A 20993-nucleotide genomic window follows, 5' to 3' on the forward strand; every position below is an offset into this window, starting at 1 on the left:
CAGATTGGTAAGAAATGGTTACGCCTCACAGTGTACAAATTTAAAAGAAATTTATTGCAATTGTAACTTTTTAAGAATGCATTCGTTAGAAGTTGACAGATGCATACTTATAAATTGTGAATGTATGATTTTACGTGATGAAAGAATTTATAATGAGGAATGATTACGAGCCAACGAGGTTGGGACTAGGATGAAAAATTAATTTTGGGGAAAATTAAGGAAGCATCACCGCAGCCATATCGTGCCCTGATATGCATACAACGAAAGATTAATATTTTAATAACACAACAACATACAACAACACAACACAGATTTAGATATGTTTAAATTCACTTTATGTTCGCTACTAGTTTGGGGACTGGCGATACAAACTTCATGGGCCCAGGGAGGGCAATCATGTAACCAGGCAGTTAATGCTCAACAAGGAATCAATATTGCTGACAACTCATTGGGCGACCAATGGTTTTCGTATACAGCTACTTCAACAGGTAAGGTAACAGTTTCGTCCTGCGGACAAACCACCGCCGACACTTACGTAGAGGTTTTTGATGGCTGCAACGTGGAGGCTTTTACATTTAGCAACGATTTTTGCGAAAAACAATCGGAAGTAAGCTTTGAAGTAATATCCGGCTTAAGCTACCAAATATGTTGGAGAGCTAAATATACCAACCGCAACTTCGAGTGGTTCCTGACCGAAGCACCCATAGAGCAAGGCGAATTTTGTACTTCAGCCATAACCGTTGAGGCGGGTAGCTCAAATACCAGCATACCCACAAACCAATACAGATGGTACGAATTTACGGCCAGCCGTACAGGAAAAATAACAATTGAGGCCGGTCCTGATTGTAAGGTGGCAGTATTTGATAATTGCAACTATACCACCTCATTGAATAATGATGATAACTGGAATCCCGCAAAAGTAGCTATTGAGGGAGTTGCCGGTGAAAGCTATTTAGTGGCACTATTTAATTCCGGATCAAATTCTACTGTCAATTGGCTTATCACCGAAAGCGATTGGCAGACGGGAGAGCGTTGTTCCGATCCTATTGAAGTATACAATCTAAATGAAGCACCTATTGACCATGATTCCGGAACAGATAAGTGGTATCGCTTTATCGCTTTTGAGGATGGTGATGTTACCATCTCTTCAGTAGGTTTAACCAATCAGGATACCTATTTAGAGATTTATGAGGGTTGTGGTTCGGAAAGAATTGCCTTTAGCGATGACGCCTCGGGTTTACAATCGGAACTTGTGCTGAATGCAAAAGCCAACAAGGCTTACTATATTAAATGGGACAATATTTTTCAACTGGAACCATATGCGTGGAACTTAAAATCGGGCAATTACTCAACGAGCTTACCCGAAATGGAGAATGCTTCTATAGGAGTTTACCCAAATCCTTCGTTCGGACCCGTAACAATAGATCTGCGTGGTTTTGAATCTGAAATGGTTAACATATCGGTAATGAGCGTTACGGGAGCCGCGGTAAAAATGTTCCGCTTGCCCGGTGGAAAAGAAGTAAGTTACGATTTGTCCGACTTAAGTAAAGGTATATATCAAATTGTACTGGAAGATTTGGTTTCGAAAAAAGTGGTGAAGTTCTTGAAAAAATAAATACGCTGACACAAGCACATATTTTGAATGAAGCACCTTGGGTATAACAATATAAACCCAAGGTGCTTTTTTTATTATATTGGCATTCATTACGGAATACGTATATACATTTATAAGATGAAAAAATTTAAAACACATAAAAACTTGACAATTGTGAATTTTGCAATTGTATCTTACTTTATTCTGATTTGGTTAATTAGCTTTTATAATATCAATTTTGTATTGATTGGAGTGTTAAGTGAAATGTTGACTATACCATTTCTTATTGCACAAATTGTTTTTTTAATAATTGGAATAAAGTATTTAATTAAGAATCAAATAAAATTCTTAACATTAATAAGTGTTTTGGCATTAGCTATTTGTTCATATATAACAATCGGAAGTTTCTTTTAAAACAGGAATTGAAAGAAATTATATAAACTGACCTATTGCGGATTGGAATAAGTTGACGAAATGGATTGCTGCCCCAATGGACTCATGCCGGGGAAAATCGAAAAGCGGAGTTAAGCCGAACAAAAATGAATCTGTATAAAGTAAGGAAGTATCATCAATGGCCAAATTCAACATGGCTCAAGTCCTTTCTTAAAACGAGCCCTGCGAGGGGTAGGCAGGCTGTATAAGTAACTTCTCACATTAGCTGGCCCGTCTAAGGGGAGGAGGATGTGTAGTGCGGAGAGTTCCTCCTGACCATAAAAATCAAATAATTGACCAAGTAAACGAGAATCAATAGGCACGATTGACTTTTAATGCAGAACGATTCAGTCGAACTATTCCACGACAAAATCATAGCCAAGCCGATACCTTACTTGCCAAGGTCAGTAATAACAGTATTTTCCGTGGAGGCGATATAGGCTAACAACCTTAGCTACAACTATAAATTAGTTTTTAAGCAGTTAAGAAAGCTAACCGATCCAGCTTGGAAGCTGGGCTATACTGAACCGCAGCCTCAAATACAATCCAATATAATCCCCCTTAGGGCCAATTTGTTTTGTTCTCTTCACACGAATCCATACATGGCTAACTCTATTTGATGTATGAAAATATACGCTTCATCTATATAAATTAAGTTTAAGGTTTAAAAAGTTTTAGTTTTACGTTAACAAAACCGGCTAATAATTGTAATAATAGGGTATAGATTGTCATTAATTTTACACTTTGTAAGCCAAGACTTAAAAAATACGAGAACTGTATTTTTTTTAGTGGTTTTTTGTAAAAGAAATTCTATTTTGCACCTTTGTTTTCAAATACCTAATAAGGAAACGCCGTAAGCACGAATGAATAAAAGTAATCTTAAATAAGTAACATGGAATCAAAACTTCAGGAACTAACGAATAAACTTTATTCCGAGGGCGTTGAAAAGGCCAATAAGGAAGCTGAGTCTATATTGGAAAAAGCCCGTCAAGAGGCCGATAAAATAGTAGACGATGCAAAACAGGAAGCCGAACAGTTGATGGAAGAGGCGGAAAAACAAGCGGCCGAGACGCAAAGGAATGTGGAGGCTGAAATTAAACTGGCTTCGCAACAAGCCATTGCTACATTACGCCAGAAAATAGGAAATAGCTTAACGGTAAAAATGGTAGAACCGGCAATGAAAGCGGTTTTTTCCGATAAAGAATATTTGCAGAGTTTAATTTCAAAAGTAGTGGAAGGATGGAGCAAGTCCGGAAACTTCGACATGAACATAGTGCTCCCGGAAAAAGATAAAGCCGAACTGGAGAAAATGGTGAAAAATAACTTTGCCGGTGAAATGAACAAAGGATTGAATTTTGAATTTGATTCAGCCGTTAAGTCGGGTTTTAAAGTGGGGCCAAAGGATGGTAGCTATAAAATTAGCTTTACTGAAGCAGATTTCCATAACTTCTTTAAATCATTTCTCCGTCCTAAAACCAATCAATTATTATTTGAAGAGTAAAAGCTATGGCAAAAAATTATTACTGTTTGGTTGCCGGCTTACCCGATATTTTATTGGGCGACAAAAAAGTACCGTTCACGTCCATCGGCCTGCGCGATATGCTGAGCGAAGAACTTGCCGAACGCGACTTTAGCATGGTGCAAGCCCTGTATTTGCCTTTCGATCATAGCAATCTCATCAATATCTATTTCGAACAAAATAAGGAGTTTGATCCCAGGGGCAATTACTCCCTGAACGACCTGGATCCCCTGATTAATAAAAAACAGTTGGAAACGCTTGAAGGAAGCAATTTTCCTGACTATATGATCCGGTTTGCCGAACTGATCCTTTTTGGCGATGATGAGATAAACAGTGTAGATGCCGAAGTAAAGCTCTATAAAATGTACGCGGAATACCTGCATGGCTTTTCAAATACCTTCCTGCAAAACTATCTGCAGTTTGAGCTCAATCAAAAAAATATATTCGCCGCACTCACCGGACGTAAATACGAAATGAATTATGAACATGAACTGATAGGGGAGGGCGAAGTAGTAGAGGCTTTAATAAAAAGTAGATCGCGGGATTTTGGTCTGGCCAATGAAATAGAGTATGTCGAATCGCTTGTGCAAATATATGAAGAAGAGAATATTTTGCAGCGCGAGCTTAAAATAGATCGCCTTAAATGGGAGTACCTCAACGAAAGTACTTTTTTTAACTATTTTACCATCGAAAGGGTTATGGCCTTTGTATATAAGCTCTTTATGATTGAAAGATGGACAGAGCTAAACGAGGACGAAGGCAAAAAAATGTTCCAACAACTATTGAGCGAATTGAAAAATAGCTTCGAGTTTCCTGAAGAATATAAAATACGACATGGAAAGAAAAAATAAAACTATAGGAGTGGTAACCGGGATTATATCCAACCTTGTAATTGTTAAGGTCGATGGCCCCGTTGCCCAAAACGAAATTTGTTTTATCCGCCATCCCGAAAATAAACTGATGGCCGAGGTAATTAAAATTACAGGCGATAACGCTTACGTGCAAGTTTTTGAGAGTACACGCGGATTAAAGATAGGTGTGCAGGTAGAGTTCGAGAATCACCTGTTGGAGGTGAGCCTGGGGCCGGGAATACTGTCACGTAACTACGACGGACTGCAAAACGACCTGGACAAGATGGACGGCGTATTCCTTAAAAGAGGCGATTACACAGACCCGCTGAACCGGGAGAAGAAATGGGACTGGAAACCCCTCGCTAAAAAAGATGATAAAGTAAAGGCCGGCTCCTGGTTGGGCGAGGTGCCCGAAAACGGCATGCCCCACCGTATTATGGTACCTTTTAAAATGGATGGTGAGTACACTGTTAAAAGCGTAGTGCCCGAAGGTGCCTATACCGTGGACGACGTAGTGGCCACCGTGACCGATACCGACGGAAATGACATTGAATTAACCATGGTGCAAAAATGGCCGGTTAAAATGGCTATTACAGCCTACAACAATAAACCGCGCCCCTTTAAGCTACTCGAAACGGGTATACGTACCATGGACACCCTGAACCCAATTGTTGAAGGTGGAACAGGTTTTATCCCCGGCCCTTTTGGTACCGGAAAAACCGTATTGCAGCACGCCATATCAAAGTTTGCCGAGGCCGATATAGTGATAATTGCGGCTTGCGGGGAGCGTGCCAACGAGGTGGTGGAAATTTTCACCGAGTTCCCCGAGCTCGAAGATCCGCGTACCGGACGAAAGCTTATTGAGCGTACAACCATTATTGCCAACACATCCAACATGCCTGTGGCGGCTCGTGAGGCATCGGTATATACCGCCATGACCCTGGGAGAGTATTATCGCTCCATGGGGTTAAAGGTGTTGCTGATGGCCGACTCCACCTCGCGCTGGGCACAGGCGCTGCGCGAAATGAGTAATCGTTTGGAAGAACTTCCCGGGCCGGATGGGTTCCCCATGGATCTGACAGCCATCATCAGCGGTTTTTATGCTCGCGCCGGATTTGTATACCTCAATAACGGAGAAACGGGTTCCATCACTTTTATCGGTACGGTATCACCGGCAGGGGGTAACCTAAAAGAACCGGTAACAGAATCTACACGGAAGGCAGCGCGCTGTTTTTATGGTCTAAATCAGGATCGTGCCGACAGTAAGCGCTATCCCGCCATCGACCCCATTGATAGTTATTCTAAATATTTAGAATATCCCGAAGTGCAAAATTATTTGATGGAGCACATTGGCGAAGGCTGGCTGGAAAACGTGGCCAAAGCCAAAAACTTACTCTTAAGGGGACGCGAAGCCATGGAACAAATAAATATCCTGGGCGACGATGGTGTGCCCCTTGAATTTCATGAGCGTTTTTGGAACTCCGAACTGATAGACGGCGTTATACTTCAGCAAGATTCCTTTGACGAGGTGGATGCCAATTGCCCCATGCCGCGCCAAAAATATATGCTCGAAAAAGTACTCAACGTAAGCGAAAAAAAGTTTGCGTTTGAAAATTTCGAGGATTTGAGCAACTTCTTTAAGCGCATCATTAACGTTTTAAAGCAAATGAACTACTCGGAGTGGGAATCGGATAAGTTAAAAAAGCATGAAGCCGAACTGGAAGAGATAATGAATGAACGCTTAAATTAATCCTGAAAAATTTATATGCATGGAAACACAAGCATTTCAAAAAATATATACTAAAATAACTAACCTGACAAAGGCCACTATCATGTTAAAGTCCACCGATGTAGGCTACGACGAGATGGCGCTGGTGCATGGCAGGATAGGGCAGGTAGTGAAAATTATGGGCGACGACGTTATCCTTCAGATTTTTGGAGGAACGGAGGGAATACCCACGGATGCCGAAGTGGTGTTTTTGGGTCGCCCACCACAACTTAAAGTGGGTGAGCAGCTCGCCGGACGCTTTTTCAATGCCTTTGGTGAACCCATAGACGGCGGCCCTGAAGTTGAAGGGGAGATGGTGGACACCGGTGGCCCCTCAGTAAACCCCGTGCGACGTGCACAGCCCTCGCAACTAATAGCCACGGGAATTGCCGGAATCGACCTGAACAACACGCTGGTTACGGGCCAAAAGATACCTTTTTTTGCCGACCCTGACCAACCTTATAATCAAGTGATGGCCAATGTGGCCCTGCGAACCGAAGCCGATAAGATTATCCTGGGTGGTATGGGCTTATCAAACGATGATTATCTGTACTTTAAAAATGTATTCGATAATGCCGGGGCGCTCGACCGCATCGTGAGCTTTGTGAATACTACAGAGGATCCACCGGTAGAACGACTTCTTATTCCGGATATGGCACTTACCGCAGCAGAGTATTTTGCTCACGAAAAACAAGAGAAAGTACTGGTACTGTTAACCGACATGACCTTGTTTGCTGATGCCCTTTCCATCGTATCTAACCGTATGGATCAGATACCTTCAAAGGACAGTATGCCGGGATCGCTTTATTCCGATTTGGCGCGCCTCTACGAAAAAGCGGTACAATTTCCCCACGGTGGATCCATCACAATTATCGCGGTAACCACGCTTAGTGGTGGTGATATTACCCACGCTATACCTGATAATACGGGCTATATAACGGAGGGGCAAATATTTTTACGTATGGACTCGGATGTGGGTAAGGTTATCGTAGATCCGTTCCGAAGTCTTTCGCGACTGAAACAGCTGGTTATCGGAACTCAAACGCGCGAAGACCATCCACAGGTGATGAACGCTGCCATACGTTTGTATGCCGATGCCGCCAACGCCAAAACAAAGCAGGATAACGGTTTTGATTTAACTGATTACGACGAGCGTACGCTTAAATTTGCGCAGGAGTATTCCGAACGCTTATTGGCGGTGGATCTGAATATAGATACCGAAGAAATGCTTGACAGAACCTGGCAATTATTTAAGGAAAACTTTAGCCGCGAAGAGGTGGTGGTGCGCCAGGAGTTTGTAGATAAATACTGGAAATAAAGCTGGATTGTTACGCTATTAGCTATTAGACTGATAGATTATAGGTAAATGGATAATTAGAAATTAGATAAACGGATTGGTGGATGAAAACGGGGGCAAAATATTAAGGCAACAGACAATGTAAAAGTCTATTAGCCTTTGTCTTATCTCAAAGTTACTGATCGTTTGTCTCTTATCTCAAAATCTCAAAATAAATATGGCCATAAAGTTTCAATATAATAAAACCTCGCAGCAGTTGATGGACAAGCAGCTCAAAGTACGTGAGCGCGCTTTGCCCACGCTTCAGAATAAGGAAGCGGCTCTGCGAATCGAGGTTAAAAAAGCAAGGGAAAGGGCGCAGGAACTCGAACATGAACTTGAAGCAAAGCTGGCTGATTTGGATAATATGTCGCGGTTATGGGGCGAGTTCGACATGAATGCCATTACGGTTGAAGATGTGGAGCTTGCAAATAAAAGGATTGCCGGCGTGCAAACCCCCGAACTTGTGGAAGTTATATTTAAAAAAGAACCATTTGCACTGTTTAGCAAGCCCGTGTGGTTTTTAGACGGTGTTAAAATTGTGGAAAGTCTGGCTAAATTGGGCATCGAACGCGAGGTGTATATTCGCAAGATGGAGCTGCTGGATAGAGCGCGTAAAAAAACAACCCAAAAGGTGAATCTTTACGAGAAAGTGCAGATACCGGGTTATAAGGATGCGATACTAAAGATAAAGCGATTCTTGGAGGATGAGGAAAATCTATCGAAAGCAGCACAGAAAATCATAAAAAATCGTCAGGAAGAAATGGAGGTGCAGTTATGATTATACCGATGTATAAATATTCTTTTTTGGTGCATCACTCAGATTTTATCTCTTTCAAGGAAAACCTGAAGGAAAAGGGGGTGCTCCACATCAAGGAAAGGGATATCGAACCCGGTGCCGAGGTGCTTGACAATATTCAGCAACTCAGTGAGGTAAAACGGCATAAGCGCCGGCTCCTGGGCAGAAAGGCTGATGAGCACACGGTGCAAGTGCAGATACCACAGGACGGCAGTGAACTGATAGAAATGCTCAAAAGCAAAAATGCCCAACTGGATACGCTCCATCACGAGCAACAACAACTTGACAAAGAGGTGGAGGCGCTAAAGCCATGGGGCGATTTTAGCTGGGATACAATCCATAAGTTAAAAAAACAGGGTATTAAAGTCAGATTTTTTTATACCGCCGCAAAAAAATATGATCCCTTATGGGAAAGAGAGTATAGCCTGGCAAAAATTTCGGAGGAGCGCGGTTTTGTTTATTTTGTTTTTTACGACACCGAAGACCAGACGCTGGATTTGGATGTGGATGAAATAAAAATCCCTGAAAAGGAACTGAGCGATTTAAAAAAGCAACTGGATTCGATCATCAAAAAGATTGACCGTTTAAATCAGGAGCTGGATAAGATAGCAGAAGAGGGCATACCTGTTTTGGATAAATTTGAAAGCGATATTCAGGATAGGCTCAATGATGCCAGTTTTTTGGTAAACAGCGGAGATGGGGCAGATGGTAAAATCAAGATCGTAGAGGGTTGGGTACCCAAATCCCTGGACGAAGGGTTTGAAAACTATATAAAAGAGCAATCCGTTTATTATATACGCGAGCAATCAACCCAAAAAGATAAGCCGCCTATCTTGCTCCAAAATGGAAGATTTTCAAAATTGTTCGAGCCCATCGGCAAACTGTTTTCGCTGCCTTCGTATGCCGAGCTCGATTTGACAGCCTTTTTTGCACCGTTCTTTTTCCTGTTCTTCGGTTTCTGCCTTGGCGATGCCGGATATGGGCTCTTGCTCCTTATTGGCGCAGGGGTGGCCAAGTACAAAGTGGATAAGGACATGAAACCGTTATTGTCCTTGGTGCAATGGCTGGGCGTAGGTACCATCCTGTTCGGTGTGGTAACCGGAACATTTTTTGGTATTAAGTTGATGGATGTAAACATTCCGTTCTTCACTAATTTAAGGGAAACTTTCCTCGATGATCAGCAAATGTTTAATCTGGCATTAGGCTTTGGTTTTGTGCAGATACTCTTTGGTATGGCCATTAAAGTGGCTAATGGGGTTAAGCAAAATGGCTGGAAACATTCCCTCTCGGCAGCGGGTTGGTTCCTGTTTTTTATTTCAACGGCTATCATGGTAATTTTAGATGCCGTTGGAGGGGAAGAAAAATGGTTGTGGAGTGTTCCGCATATCATCTTAATCAGCATCTCGGGCTTGGGCATTTTTGTGCTTAACGATCCTAAACGAAACGTATTTATGAATATAGGTGTGGGACTTTGGGATACCTATAATATGATAACCGGATTTGCCGGCGACTTGTTGTCGTACATCCGTTTGTTTGCCCTGGGGCTGTCAAGTGCTATATTAGGCCTGGTGTTTAATTCTTTGGCCTTTGATCTGGCTCCCGACATACCTGTTTTGGGTTGGATAGTGACCCTGATAATATTGGTATTAGGGCATGGATTAAATCTTTTTATGGCATCATTGGGCGCGGTAGTTCATCCCATGAGGCTTACCTTTGTTGAGTTTTATAAAAATGCCGGTTTTGTCGGCGGTGGTAAAGAATATAAACCATTTAGTAAAATAAGTAAATAACCATTTTAAAAATAAGATTATGAGCGCTATTGTTTTAGCTTACATTGGAATCGGAATTATGATCGCACTTACCGGAATCGGAAGTGCCTACGGAGTGTCTATCGGCGGTAATGCAGCCATCGGAGCCATGAAAAAGAATGCTGACGCATTTGGTAATTACCTTGTGCTGAGTGCCCTTCCGGGCACGCAGGGACTGTATGGCTTTGGTGCCTTCTTTATTTTTAGTACCACAGGCATTTTAACTACCGATATTACCTGGCTACAGGCTTCTGCCGTGTTTGGCGCCGGACTTGCACTGGGGTTGGTTGGTTTGTTCTCAGCCATCCGTCAGGGGCAGGTTTGTGCTAACGGAATCGCTGGTATAGGATCAGGACACGATGTTTTTGGTAACACCCTTATCCTTGCCGTGTTCCCCGAGCTTTATGCCATCCTCGGTTTTGCCGCTGCCTTTATGATCAGTGCGTCCGTAGTAGGTTAAGCAGATAAAATAAATCATTAAACGGTACTGTGATCGAAGTGCCAATTTTTATAACCGATGGCGAAAGTCATCGGTTTTTTTTAGAAACAAATCGGCATAATGGCTATTTGTGGAAAGTATATGATCCATATAAACACAATACGAAGTACGCTATTCAGTCAGTCGCCACCAGCTTATAGAAGCTATTTAGATGCTTTTATATCATTTATCCCACTTAAGCCTGCAGCCATCTTGCACGCTCAACGCTTTGTTTTTGCTGCACGCAATACAAATGCTGCCATATCTTTTTTACGCCTGAAAATACCAATATTCACCTATTACCTATAAGTGTCATTCGGATTGTACGTTTCTACATGGCGTTCGGTTTTTGCCTGGTTAAACTCATTAATAGTGATGATGATACCGGTTTCTTCCACATCGCCAAAGCGATCGTTTACCGCTGTTCCGAATGATCGCATGGAAGGTGAAAGGTTCATATAGGCATTTACCAACGGAGGTATAGTTTCGCCAAGCTCCCTCACTTTACGATTCAAAATCTTGTAGTCTTCAACAAAGGTAGGGCCTGGGAAAATGCTGTTTATTTCCTCCTGGCTCAAAGCAATTTTAACTTTATAGGCTTCGCGTGGATAAACCAGTTGGTCAGGATCGCTAAAATATCTGTTCATAAAACTGAGAATCAAATCTCTGGCTTCCTGGTTAAAGTGCGTGTACATAGTCACTTTACCAAAAAAATATTTCATTTCCGGATGGTTTACAATCAGTGAGCCTAAGCCATCCCACAAGTTATCTAAAGCAAAAAGACTTTTGGCTCCTTGCTTACTCGACTGGTATTGGGGTTGCACAAAAGATCGACCTAATTCAATGGTTTTAGGAAAATATTCGTTTAAAAACTTTTGCGAGAAATGAAACAGGCGTGAGGTAGCTAATTTTACGTTTCCATCCTTGTCTTTGGGCACTTGGTTGCCCATAATATACCGATAACCACCTAAAATTTCTTTTTCTTCCGGATCCCAAACAATCAACTGATGATAGGGAACTTCGGCGGTGTCGTAATCGTCAATGTCCGCTTCCTTGCCTGTGCCACCCCCGGCTTGGCGAAAAGATTCTTCTCGTAAGCGTCCTACCTCCAGCATCAGGTTGGGTGCCTGATCGCCACGGAAATCGTAGATCTTGTTGCCTCCCTTGTTGGTATTGCGAACAAACCTTTCTTTTGTCAATTCTGCTTCCAGCTTTTCTTTAGCTATTGGAGCAATAATGGGTTTAATAGAATTCATCAAATTAGTACATGTTAACCGATACAAAATTAAATTAATTTTGGTAAGCCATAGACTGTTTCCTTTATTTTTTCTGCCCACACTTTGGCACTTTCACCATTTTCAAGTTGCTGCCACGGAATGACTGAGCCAAACCGCAATGTAATATGCTTATCTTTTTGCTTAAACATTTCATCTACAAGGTAGAGCATTTCAATATTCGCTTTTAAGCCAATTAACTTTCTGAAACGAGCCAGGTTATAAAAAAAGTTAGAATTACGTCCTTCTATATGTACCGGCACTATATTACGCTGGTGCGCGATGGCTTTTTTTATAAAATTGGGTTTCCAATCCAAATCCTTTATGCCGCCTTTTTGTTTTCGCGATACCAGTCCGGCCGGAAAATAAAGCATTTGGGCTTCCGATGCAAAAGCGTTCTCAATCAGTTCCGCTGCTTTTCTGGAATGTCCGCCATGTTTGTTAATAGGTACAAAGATATCATTGAAGCGTCCAATTTGCAACAAAATGTCGTTTACCGGAAACTTGATGTTGTCAAAAATACGGCCCACCTCGTTCATAAATATAATACCGTCCAACCCACCCAAAGGATGGTTCGATACAAAAAGATATCTACCATCAAGGGGTATTTTATCCAAGCCAATAGATTGGCTTTTCACACCAAAATGTGCAGTGCATATCTTTCCAAAATCAACATTGTATGCATTCGGATCAATGTTGAGCATTCGGTTTAAACTATCCTGATGGATAACTCTTTTCAGATACGATAAAATAAACCCCGGAATCCATTTTAATAAAGCAGGGTTTTTTTCCTGAAATACTTTTTCAATGTCGATGGTTTTCAGCTCTTGCTTATTCTTTTCTTTCATGTAAATAAAATAAAGTTCAATCTTACAAAAAAACCCTTAAACCTTATTGTTTTTCGTGCTAAAAATTATCGATACAATACATCAAAGGGAAAGAAATATAAATAAAGTGGATTAAAGTGGGTTAAAGTGGTTGATTGTGGTTTTAAAATTTCATACTTTTACATCAAATAATATAAAATCGTAATGGCCACATTTATAGGTGATTTTGTTTGCAAAGCGGATGCCAAAGGACGAATTGTATTGCCTTCTATTTTTAAAAAGGTGATGAATGCAATGAAAGAGAACCGTTTTGTGGTTCGTAAAGACTTATATACAAACTGCCTGCTGGTATATCCATACCCCGATTGGGAGGCACATGTGCACGACATCCGTTCAAAGGTAAATGTTTATGATAAAAACCAAAATATGGTATATCGACAGTACGTGAGAGCAGCAGCTGAGGTAAGTTACGATGCGAATGGTAGAATGTTAATACCTAAGCGATTAATGGATAAGATAGCGGTGGAAAAAGAAGTGGTTTTGGTTGGTGTGGACAATAAAATTGAACTGTGGAGCAAAGCTGAATTTGAGAACGGAGGGATGGACGATGATGAATTGGCTGCAAAAATGCAAACCTTTTGGGGCGAAAATATAAATGAAGACAGGAAGGAGGACGAGTAATGGGGGATGTATATCATGTGCCGGTTTTATTAAACGATTGTATTGAAGGCCTTAAACTGAAGCCCGATGGTACTTATGTGGATCTTACTTTCGGTGGTGGCGGACATACCAGGGAGATATTGAACAAACTGATAAACGGAAGGTTAATCGTTTTTGATCAGGATGAAGATGCCTACCGGAACCGTCCCGAAGATGAGCGTTTGATTTTTGTACGTCATAATTTTCGTTACCTGAAAAATTTTCTTCGCTATATCGGTATCGAAAAGGTGGATGGCATATTAGCCGATCTGGGTGTTTCTTCGCACCATTTTGATACACCTGAACGGGGCTTTTCATTTAGGTTTGAAGGGGATTTAGACATGCGTATGAATAAACAGGCAAGCATTACAGCCGCAGATGTGCTTAATACGTATGATGAGGATAGCTTATTTAAGGTATTTAAAAATTATGGCGAAATCAAAAAATCGGGCAAGTTGGTCAGAGCAATTATCGCTCAAAGAACCACCCGTCCGTTTAAAATGATATCCGATTTGCTGCAGGTAGCCGAACCATGCGTTCCGGGGCGCGAGAAAAATAAGTTTCTGGCTAAAGTATTTCAAGCACTACGTATCGAGGTGAACCGTGAAATGGAAGCGCTAAAAGATATGTTGATGCAAACAAAGGACGTACTGGCACCGGGGGGCAGATTGGTGGTTATATCCTACCACTCGCTGGAAGATAGATTGGTAAAAAACTTTATGAAAACCGGCGACTGCGAACAAACACAGCCCGAGCAGGATTTTTACGGCAAACCTTTGGTGCCATTTATAGCCATAAGTCGTAAACCTATTGTGGCAGGTGAACAAGAGTTGCAAAGTAACACAAGGTCGCGAAGTGCAAAATTGCGTATCTGCGAAAAATTGTAAGCATGGTGGCAAAAAAAAGAAGAGATAAAGAGTTTGTGAGTTCAGGTGCAGGGGCATCAAAACGATTATCCTTCCGCGATTTTGTGTCCGGAAGGATATTTACCCGTGCCGAGGTGGTCAACCAACTTCCATTTTTGCTGTTTTTAACACTCCTGGCATTTATTTATATCTCCAATCATTTTAAGATGGAAAAATTGCTCAAAGAGGCGGCAACCTTAAATAAAGAAATTCAGGAACTAAGGATTGAAGCAATAACCACTTCGTCCGATTTGATGTATTTTAGCAAGCAGTCGGTTATATTAAACAAGGTGAAGGAGGCCGGGGTAGAGCTTGAAGAGCTTACCGAGCCACCACGAAGGATAGTATTGAAAAAACAGTGATAGTTCAATGACAATAAAAAGAGACATAACGTGGAGGGTAGGGGTTATTTATTTAGCTTTAGTGATGTTGGCTGCTTATGTGATAGTTAAAGTGGTGTATCTGCAGGTGGCAGAAGGTAGCGAATGGCGTGCCATGGAAGCTAAAATGACCAGTAAAGAACGCGAGATAGAGGCCAATAGAGGGAATATATTGGCTTGCGATGGACGCAAACTGGCTTGTTCGGTACCCAGCTATCGTTTATATATGGATGTGGTGGCTGATGGCCTTACCGATGAAGTTTTTTACCAAAACATCGATAGCCTAAGCTATTGTTTGTCCGTATTCTTTAAGGATTTGTCGCCTAAAGGCTACAAGCGTCGCCTGGTAGAAGCCCGCCGGAAAAAAAGCAGATACTTTAGAATACATAACCGTAGAGTTTCTTATACCGAGTTAAAAAAAATTAAACAGTTCCCACTCTTTCGTTTGGGCAAAAACAAGGGGGGGTTCATCCCCGAACAGCTCGACATGCGTAAAAAACCTTTTGGTATATTGGCTTCTCGAGTTATTGGTAAATTGTACGAGGAAAAAGAAAAAGGGGGTATGATAGGCCTGGAGCGTGCTTTCAACCAGGAGCTTAAGGGCGAAAATGGCATCAACACCTTTACCCGAATATCTGGCAGGTGGGTTCCCGAAGAGGTGGTGTCGCCACAAAATGGAAACGACGTTATGACATCTATCGATATCGAAATTCAGGATGTGGCCGAAAATTCCTTGAAACAACAACTCATAAAGCATAACGCACATCATGGAGTGGCTATATTGATGGAGGTTGAAACCGGTGCAATAAAAGCCATTGTAAATTTGCACCGTAAAAGCGAGGGTTTTTATATAGAAGATTATTTTAATTATGCCATCGGCGAGGCAACCGAGCCGGGTTCTACCTTTAAACTGGCCAGTATGATGGCGGTATTGGAAGATGGATTGATTAACCTCGACGATACTATTGATACCGGAAATGGCGTTATTAAGTTTTACGATCGCACCATGCGCGACAGTCATTATGGCGGTTTTGGAAAAATAACTTATAGGGAGGTTTTTGAAAAATCATCCAATGTGGGTATCTCAAAAATGATAGTGGATAACTATAAATCCAGACCTAAGCGCTTTATCGACCGTCTTTACGCCATGGGGCTGAATAAAAAGCATGGGCTCGAAATTAAAGGCGAAGATGAACCCTATATAAAATATCCGGGTTCCGATTCATGGTCGGGTGTTTCACTACCTTGGATATCTATTGGTTACGAATCGGAACTAACGCCCTTGCAAACACTTGCATTCTATAATGCGGTAGCCAACAACGGCAAAATGATGAAACCTTATTTTGTAACCGGTGTTTACAGGCATGGCGAATTGGTAAAAGAATACCAACCCAAGGTGCTCAATCCTTCTATAAGTTCCCTGTCAACTATCGAAAAAGTACACGATTTACTGGTTGGCGTGGTGGAGCGGGGAACGGCCACCAACCTAAAAAACAACAATTATAAAATAGCCGGTAAAACCGGTACTGCACAGATTGCTAAAGGTAGAGACGGGTATAAAAATGGAGGGGTGGAATACCAGGCTTCCTTTGCCGGTTATTTCCCTGCCGACAGACCCAAGTATTCGTGCATTGTTGTCGTAAACGGACCTTCCAATAATGTATACTACGGAAATGTAGTGGCGGGCAGTGTGTTTAAGCAAATAGCCGATAGGGTGTACGCAACAGGATTCGACATGGTGCAAGAATATGCCCGCCGTGAGCCTGGTGAAGGGGTTTTACCCTATTCAAAAGGAGGTAAAAAAAGTGATTTGCTAACCGTGTTTGATAAACTAAGGGTAACAGTAGATGGAAGCGAGGTGGAGTCGGAGTGGATATCTACCTTGGCCCAGGAGCATAAAGTAAGTTTCAGCCAGAAGACCTTCAAAAACGGCCTTGTGCCTAACGTGGCAGGGATGGGGGCAAAGGATGCCGTAACTTTACTTGAAAATGCAGGTTTAAATGTAATCGTGTCCGGAAGAGGACGCGTAATAGAGCAGTCGATTTCGCCGGGTAGCCGACTGAAACGTGGAGTAAGGATATTTATAAAGTTAGGATAGGTATGAATAGGATGGTGCAATTAAAAGAATGGACCAAAGTAAACCAGTTGGTGGGCAAAACGGAAGTAAGTTTTTCTGAAATATCTTTCGATTCGCGAACAGTATCCGGGAAATCGCTTTTTGTGGCTGTGCGGGGCGTGCATGTTGATGGACATACCTTTATTGCAAAAGCCATTGCCGCGGGATGTGTAGCCATTGTTTGCGAAGTATTGCCCGAGCAGGGCTACCGGAATGTTACTTTTTTTGTGGTGAACGACTCCGCACTGGCGCTGGCTCAAATAGCATCCGGGTTTTATGGAAAGCCTTCGGAGCAGCTGCGTTTGGTTGGCGTAACGGGTACCAATGGCAAAACCACAATAGCTACTATGTTGTATCAGCTCTACAGCTCTATGGGCTTTGAAACCGGGCTTTTTAGTACGGTGGCCAATTATATAGGCCCCAAAAAAATTGCTGCCACACATACCACACCGGATCCTATTGCCTTAAATAAAATAATGCGCCAAATGGTGGATGCGGGTTGTGAATATTGTTTTATGGAGGTGAGCTCGCATGCCATCGATCAAAAGCGTGTGGCTGGATTAACATTTGCGGGAGGTATCTTCACCAACCTAACACACGACCATCTGGATTATCATAAAACCTTTGACGCCTATTTAAAAGCAAAAAAAGGATTTTTTGATCACTTGCAGAAAAAATCTTTTGCGCTTATAAATATCGATGATAAAAACGGAATGGTAATGGTGCAAAATTGCAAGGCACAAATTAAAACGTACTCCATCCGTACCATGGCCGATTATAAAGCCAAAATTGTAGAAAGCATGTTCGAGGGCATGCAGCTGCTTATTAACGATAACGAAGTGTGGACACCGTTTATTGGTAAATTCAATGCTCAAAACTTGCTTGCCGTGTATGGCACCGCTGTGTTGTTGGGTCAGCCACAGCACGAGGTTTTGTTGGGTTTAAGTTGTCTCACATCTGTGGATGGAAGATTCCAGACTCTACGCTCGCAAACGGGCGTTACGGCCGTGGTTGATTATGCCCACACACCCGACGCCTTGCAAAATGTAATAGAAACCATAAATCAAATTCGCCAACCAGGACAGGATTTGCTTACCGTGGTAGGAGCTGGTGGCGACCGCGACAAAACAAAACGGCCGGAAATGGCGCGGGTGGCTGTAATGGGAAGTAGCCGCGTGATATTGACCTCGGACAATCCGCGTTCGGAAGATCCGCAGACTATTGTGGATGAAATGATGGAGGGTGTGGAATTTAAAAACCGCATTAAAGTGGTGTGCATCATTAACCGTAAAGAGGCTATTAAAACAGCTTGTATGCTTGCTAAGCGTGGCGATATTATATTGGTTGCCGGCAAAGGGCACGAAGATTATCAGGAGATAAATGGTGTAAAGCATCATTTTGATGACAGAGAAATAATTAAAGAAATTTTTGAAATGACGCAGGAACGATTTTGAGAAGCCTTTTAGTATGCTGAGGCTGAAAACTAAAGTCGATTACCTATTGACAATTATCTAAAATATAAACTAATGTTATACTATCTTTTCGAATACCTGGCACAGATGGATATCCCCGGAGCAGGGGTGTTTCAGTACATTTCGTTCCGGTCGGGCATGGCCATTATCTTGTCGCTTTTGATAGGTACCATTTATGGTAAAAAAGTAATTAGCCTGCTTCAGAAAAAGCAGATAGGCGAGGTGGTACGTAACCTCGATTTGGAAGGTCAGTATGCTAAAAAAGGTACCCCAACAATGGGGGGCCTTATTATTATCGCCTCTATTTTAATACCCACCTTGCTGTTTGCAAAGCTATCTAACATATACATCATTTTAATGTTAGTATCTACTGTGTGGCTTGGTATTATTGGTTTTCTGGATGATTACATCAAGGTTTTTAAAAAAAATAAGGAAGGGCTGGCTGGTCGTTTTAAGATAATCGGCCAAATAGGTTTGGGTTTAATTGTGGGTGTTACCATGCTAATGAGCGATTCAGTGGTAGCACGCGAAAAAGTGCCCGGCGAAACGATAGTGATAAGCAATAGCCAGGGCAAACAAATAGAGCGTCCGGCTACGGTGGATGTTAAAACAACACAAACCACCGTTCCTTTTATGAAAAATAACCGTTTCGATTATGCCTGGTTTGTAAGCTTCATGGGACCCAATGCAGCCCAATGGGCTTGGGTAGTATTTGTACTGGCAGTAATATTTATCATCACCGCTGTATCTAACGGTGCCAACATGACCGATGGCCTCGATGGACTGGCCACGGGAACGTCTGCCATTATTGGTACTACCCTGGGTATTTTAGCCTATGTTTCCAGTAACACTGTGTTTGCCGAATACCTCAACATCATGTATATCCCCCAGTCGGAAGAGCTGGTTATTTTTATGAGTGCTTTTATTGGTGCAACCATCGGCTTTCTATGGTATAATTCCTTTCCGGCGCAGGTTTTTATGGGAGATACGGGTAGTTTAACTTTGGGCGGAATTATTGCGGTTTTTGCCATTCTCATTAAAACAGAATTACTCATACCCATATTGTGCGGGATTTTTTTGGTGGAGAACATATCTGTTATGATGCAGGTGTCGTGGTTTAAATATACTAAACGTAAATATGGAGTAGGACGGAGGATTTTTAAAATGGCGCCCTTGCATCACCATTATCAAAAAAAAGGATATACCGAATCAAAAATAGTTACCCGATTTTGGATTGTGGGAATAATTTTGGCGGTACTGACCATTGTTACGCTTAAAATTAGATAAAGCAAAACAAAAGAGTATAGCGTAAAGCACAGATGTTTTTTGTTTTGAAATTGTATAACAGTAAATGTAAATGAGCAAACGGATAGTCATATTAGGAGCAGGAGAAAGTGGCGTTGGTGCGGCATTGTTGGCGCAAAAACAGGGCTTTGAGGTGTTTGTGTCCGATAAATCCGTAATCAAAGATATTTTTAAGAAAGAGCTGATTGAGAATGGTCTGGCCTTCGAGGAAGGTGGGCATACCGATTTAAAAATTATGAATGCGCAAATAGTGGTAAAAAGTCCGGGAATACCCGATAGTGCTCCCCTTGTTATGGCACTGCGCAAAAAGGGTATCCCGCTTGTATCCGAAATAGAGTTTGCTGCAAAATTTACGGATGCTCGTTTTGTTTGTATCACCGGTAGCAATGGCAAAACCACTACGGCCATGTTGATATACCATGTATTGAGCGGGGCAGGTTTAAATGTGGGACTGGCCGGCAATATTGGTACGAGTCTGGCGCGCCAAATATTCAACAATCCAACCAAAGATTGTTATGTGCTTGAGCTGAGTAGTTTTCAGTTAGACGGTATGTACAATTTTAAAGCGGATATAGCCGTGCTAATGAATATTACACCCGATCATCTGGATCGTTACGATTATAAAATGCAAAATTACATCGACTCCAAGTTTCGGATTATTCAAAATCAAACCAAAGAGGATTGTTTTATATACTGTTTGGACGACGAAAATATTGTCAAGGGATTGAAAGAAAGGAAAATACAAGCGCATCAGCTGCCTTTTGCATATGGACAGGAGTTGGAGTCAGGGGCCTTTATTAAGGATGATAAAATAGTGTTTAATCTAAAGGGAGATACTATGAGTGTATTTATGGAACAATTGGCCATACAAGGCCGGCACAATCATTATAATACGATGGCGGCAGGCATAGTGGCACGTCTGTTTCAAATCCGTAAACCGCTTATTCGCGAATGCCTGTTGAGTTTCAAAGGGGTGGAGCACCGGCTGGAAAAGGTGTTGAAAGTTAGGGGGGTGACTTTTATAAATGATTCCAAAGCCACCAATATTAATTCTACCTGGTACGCATTGGAGAGCATCAATTCAAATATTATTTGGATAGCAGGCGGTGTAGACAAAGGAAACGATTATGCTGAATTAAAGGAAATGGCCGGTAAAAAGGTGAAAGCCCTGGTTTGCCTTGGTACCGACAATGCAAAGTTATTAGAAAGTTTTAAGGGTACCGTGCCTACCGTTGTGGAAGCTACAAGTATGGCCGAAGCAGTTAGCAAAGCATATCGCCTGGGCGATAAGGGCGATATCGTATTGCTGTCGCCTGCCTGTGCCAGCTTTGATTTGTTCGATAATTATGAGCATCGCGGAAGGCTTTTTAAAGAGTGCGTGCGGAATTTGTAGGGGATGGGCTTTATAAATAATAGATTAGCGTATTTTA

General features: G+C 42.0%; 17 protein-coding genes. 15 read left to right on the forward strand and 2 right to left on the reverse strand.

All coding sequences use genetic code 11. From position 1 onward, the window contains the following. Positions 1 to 319 precede the first annotated feature (319 nt). The 8 genes from FN809_RS06355 to FN809_RS06390 all read left to right on the forward strand — a co-directional run bounded on the left by FN809_RS06355 (position 320) and on the right by FN809_RS06390 (position 10567). A complete protein-coding gene (locus FN809_RS06355; RefSeq protein ID WP_142532653.1) occupies positions 320 to 1615 on the forward strand; it encodes a T9SS type A sorting domain-containing protein in 1296 nt (431 codons plus the stop codon). A 1303-nt stretch (positions 1616 to 2918) separates the two neighbouring features. After that, positions 2919 to 3527, forward strand: a complete 609-nt coding sequence (locus FN809_RS06360; protein WP_142532654.1) for a F0F1 ATP synthase subunit B family protein — start codon at positions 2919 to 2921, stop codon at positions 3525 to 3527. A 5-nt stretch (positions 3528 to 3532) separates the two neighbouring features. Next, entirely contained in the window at positions 3533 to 4396 is an 864-nt protein-coding gene (locus tag FN809_RS06365) for a DUF2764 family protein (protein WP_142532655.1), read from the forward strand. Further along, complete coding sequence (locus FN809_RS06370; RefSeq protein WP_142532656.1) at positions 4380 to 6146, forward strand: V-type ATP synthase subunit A; 1767 nt, start codon at positions 4380 to 4382, stop codon at positions 6144 to 6146. Before FN809_RS06365 ends, FN809_RS06370 begins: the two co-directional genes overlap by 17 nt. Before the next feature lie 19 nt (positions 6147 to 6165). Next, positions 6166 to 7482 carry a V-type ATP synthase subunit B gene (locus FN809_RS06375; RefSeq protein WP_142532657.1) on the forward strand — a complete coding sequence of 439 codons (1317 nt, stop codon included), beginning with the start codon at positions 6166 to 6168 and terminating at the stop codon, positions 7480 to 7482. Between the two features lie 196 nt (positions 7483 to 7678). Then, positions 7679 to 8281, forward strand: coding sequence for a V-type ATP synthase subunit D (locus tag FN809_RS06380; RefSeq protein WP_142532658.1), 603 nt, complete (start codon positions 7679 to 7681; stop codon positions 8279 to 8281). A gap of 8 nt (positions 8282 to 8289) precedes the next feature. Beyond that, the gene (locus tag FN809_RS06385; protein WP_246095487.1) at positions 8290 to 10089 is read left to right on the forward strand and encodes a V-type ATP synthase subunit I; all 1800 of its coding nucleotides are present in this window, start codon (positions 8290 to 8292) and stop codon (positions 10087 to 10089) included. Positions 10090 to 10108: 19 nt separating this feature from the next. After that, entirely contained in the window at positions 10109 to 10567 is a 459-nt protein-coding gene (locus FN809_RS06390; RefSeq protein WP_142532660.1) for a V-type ATP synthase subunit K, read from the forward strand. A gap of 317 nt (positions 10568 to 10884) precedes the next feature. Here the strand turns inward: FN809_RS06390 and FN809_RS06395 are convergent, their stop codons facing one another. Next, on the reverse strand, positions 10885 to 11841 hold the full coding sequence (locus FN809_RS06395) for a GNAT family N-acetyltransferase (protein ID WP_142532661.1): 957 nt from the start codon (positions 11839 to 11841) through the stop codon (positions 10885 to 10887). Between the two features lie 29 nt (positions 11842 to 11870). Next, positions 11871 to 12707 carry a 1-acyl-sn-glycerol-3-phosphate acyltransferase gene (locus FN809_RS06400; protein WP_142532662.1) on the reverse strand — a complete coding sequence of 279 codons (837 nt, stop codon included), beginning with the start codon at positions 12705 to 12707 and terminating at the stop codon, positions 11871 to 11873. 183 nt (positions 12708 to 12890) lie between these two features. Between FN809_RS06400 and FN809_RS06405 the strand changes: the two genes are divergently transcribed. From FN809_RS06405 to murD, 7 genes are all read left to right on the forward strand, one after another. After that, positions 12891 to 13367 (forward strand): division/cell wall cluster transcriptional repressor MraZ, encoded by a 477-nt coding sequence (locus FN809_RS06405; RefSeq protein WP_142532663.1) that lies wholly within the window; start codon positions 12891 to 12893, stop codon positions 13365 to 13367. A 17-nt stretch (positions 13368 to 13384) separates the two neighbouring features. Then, the gene (gene rsmH, locus FN809_RS06410; protein WP_246095489.1) at positions 13385 to 14272 is read left to right on the forward strand and encodes a 16S rRNA (cytosine(1402)-N(4))-methyltransferase RsmH; all 888 of its coding nucleotides are present in this window, start codon (positions 13385 to 13387) and stop codon (positions 14270 to 14272) included. 2 nt (positions 14273 to 14274) lie between these two features. Then, positions 14275 to 14652, forward strand: coding sequence for an FtsL-like putative cell division protein (locus FN809_RS06415; protein WP_142532665.1), 378 nt, complete (start codon positions 14275 to 14277; stop codon positions 14650 to 14652). Positions 14653 to 14659: 7 nt separating this feature from the next. Then, positions 14660 to 16768 (forward strand): penicillin-binding protein, encoded by a 2109-nt coding sequence (locus FN809_RS06420; protein ID WP_142532666.1) that lies wholly within the window; start codon positions 14660 to 14662, stop codon positions 16766 to 16768. 2 nt (positions 16769 to 16770) lie between these two features. Further along, positions 16771 to 18240: a UDP-N-acetylmuramoyl-L-alanyl-D-glutamate--2,6-diaminopimelate ligase gene (locus tag FN809_RS06425; protein ID WP_221929374.1), complete on the forward strand. Its 1470-nt coding sequence runs from the start codon at positions 16771 to 16773 to the stop codon at positions 18238 to 18240. Between the two features lie 72 nt (positions 18241 to 18312). Beyond that, positions 18313 to 19545, forward strand: a complete 1233-nt coding sequence (gene mraY, locus FN809_RS06430) for a phospho-N-acetylmuramoyl-pentapeptide-transferase (RefSeq protein ID WP_142532667.1) — start codon at positions 18313 to 18315, stop codon at positions 19543 to 19545. A 70-nt stretch (positions 19546 to 19615) separates the two neighbouring features. After that, positions 19616 to 20956, forward strand: a complete 1341-nt coding sequence (gene murD, locus FN809_RS06435; RefSeq protein WP_142532668.1) for a UDP-N-acetylmuramoyl-L-alanine--D-glutamate ligase — start codon at positions 19616 to 19618, stop codon at positions 20954 to 20956. The last annotated feature ends 37 nt before the right edge of the window (positions 20957 to 20993 follow it).

Source organism: Saccharicrinis carchari (assembly GCF_900182605.1).
Classification (GTDB): domain Bacteria; phylum Bacteroidota; class Bacteroidia; order Bacteroidales; family Marinilabiliaceae; genus Saccharicrinis; species Saccharicrinis carchari.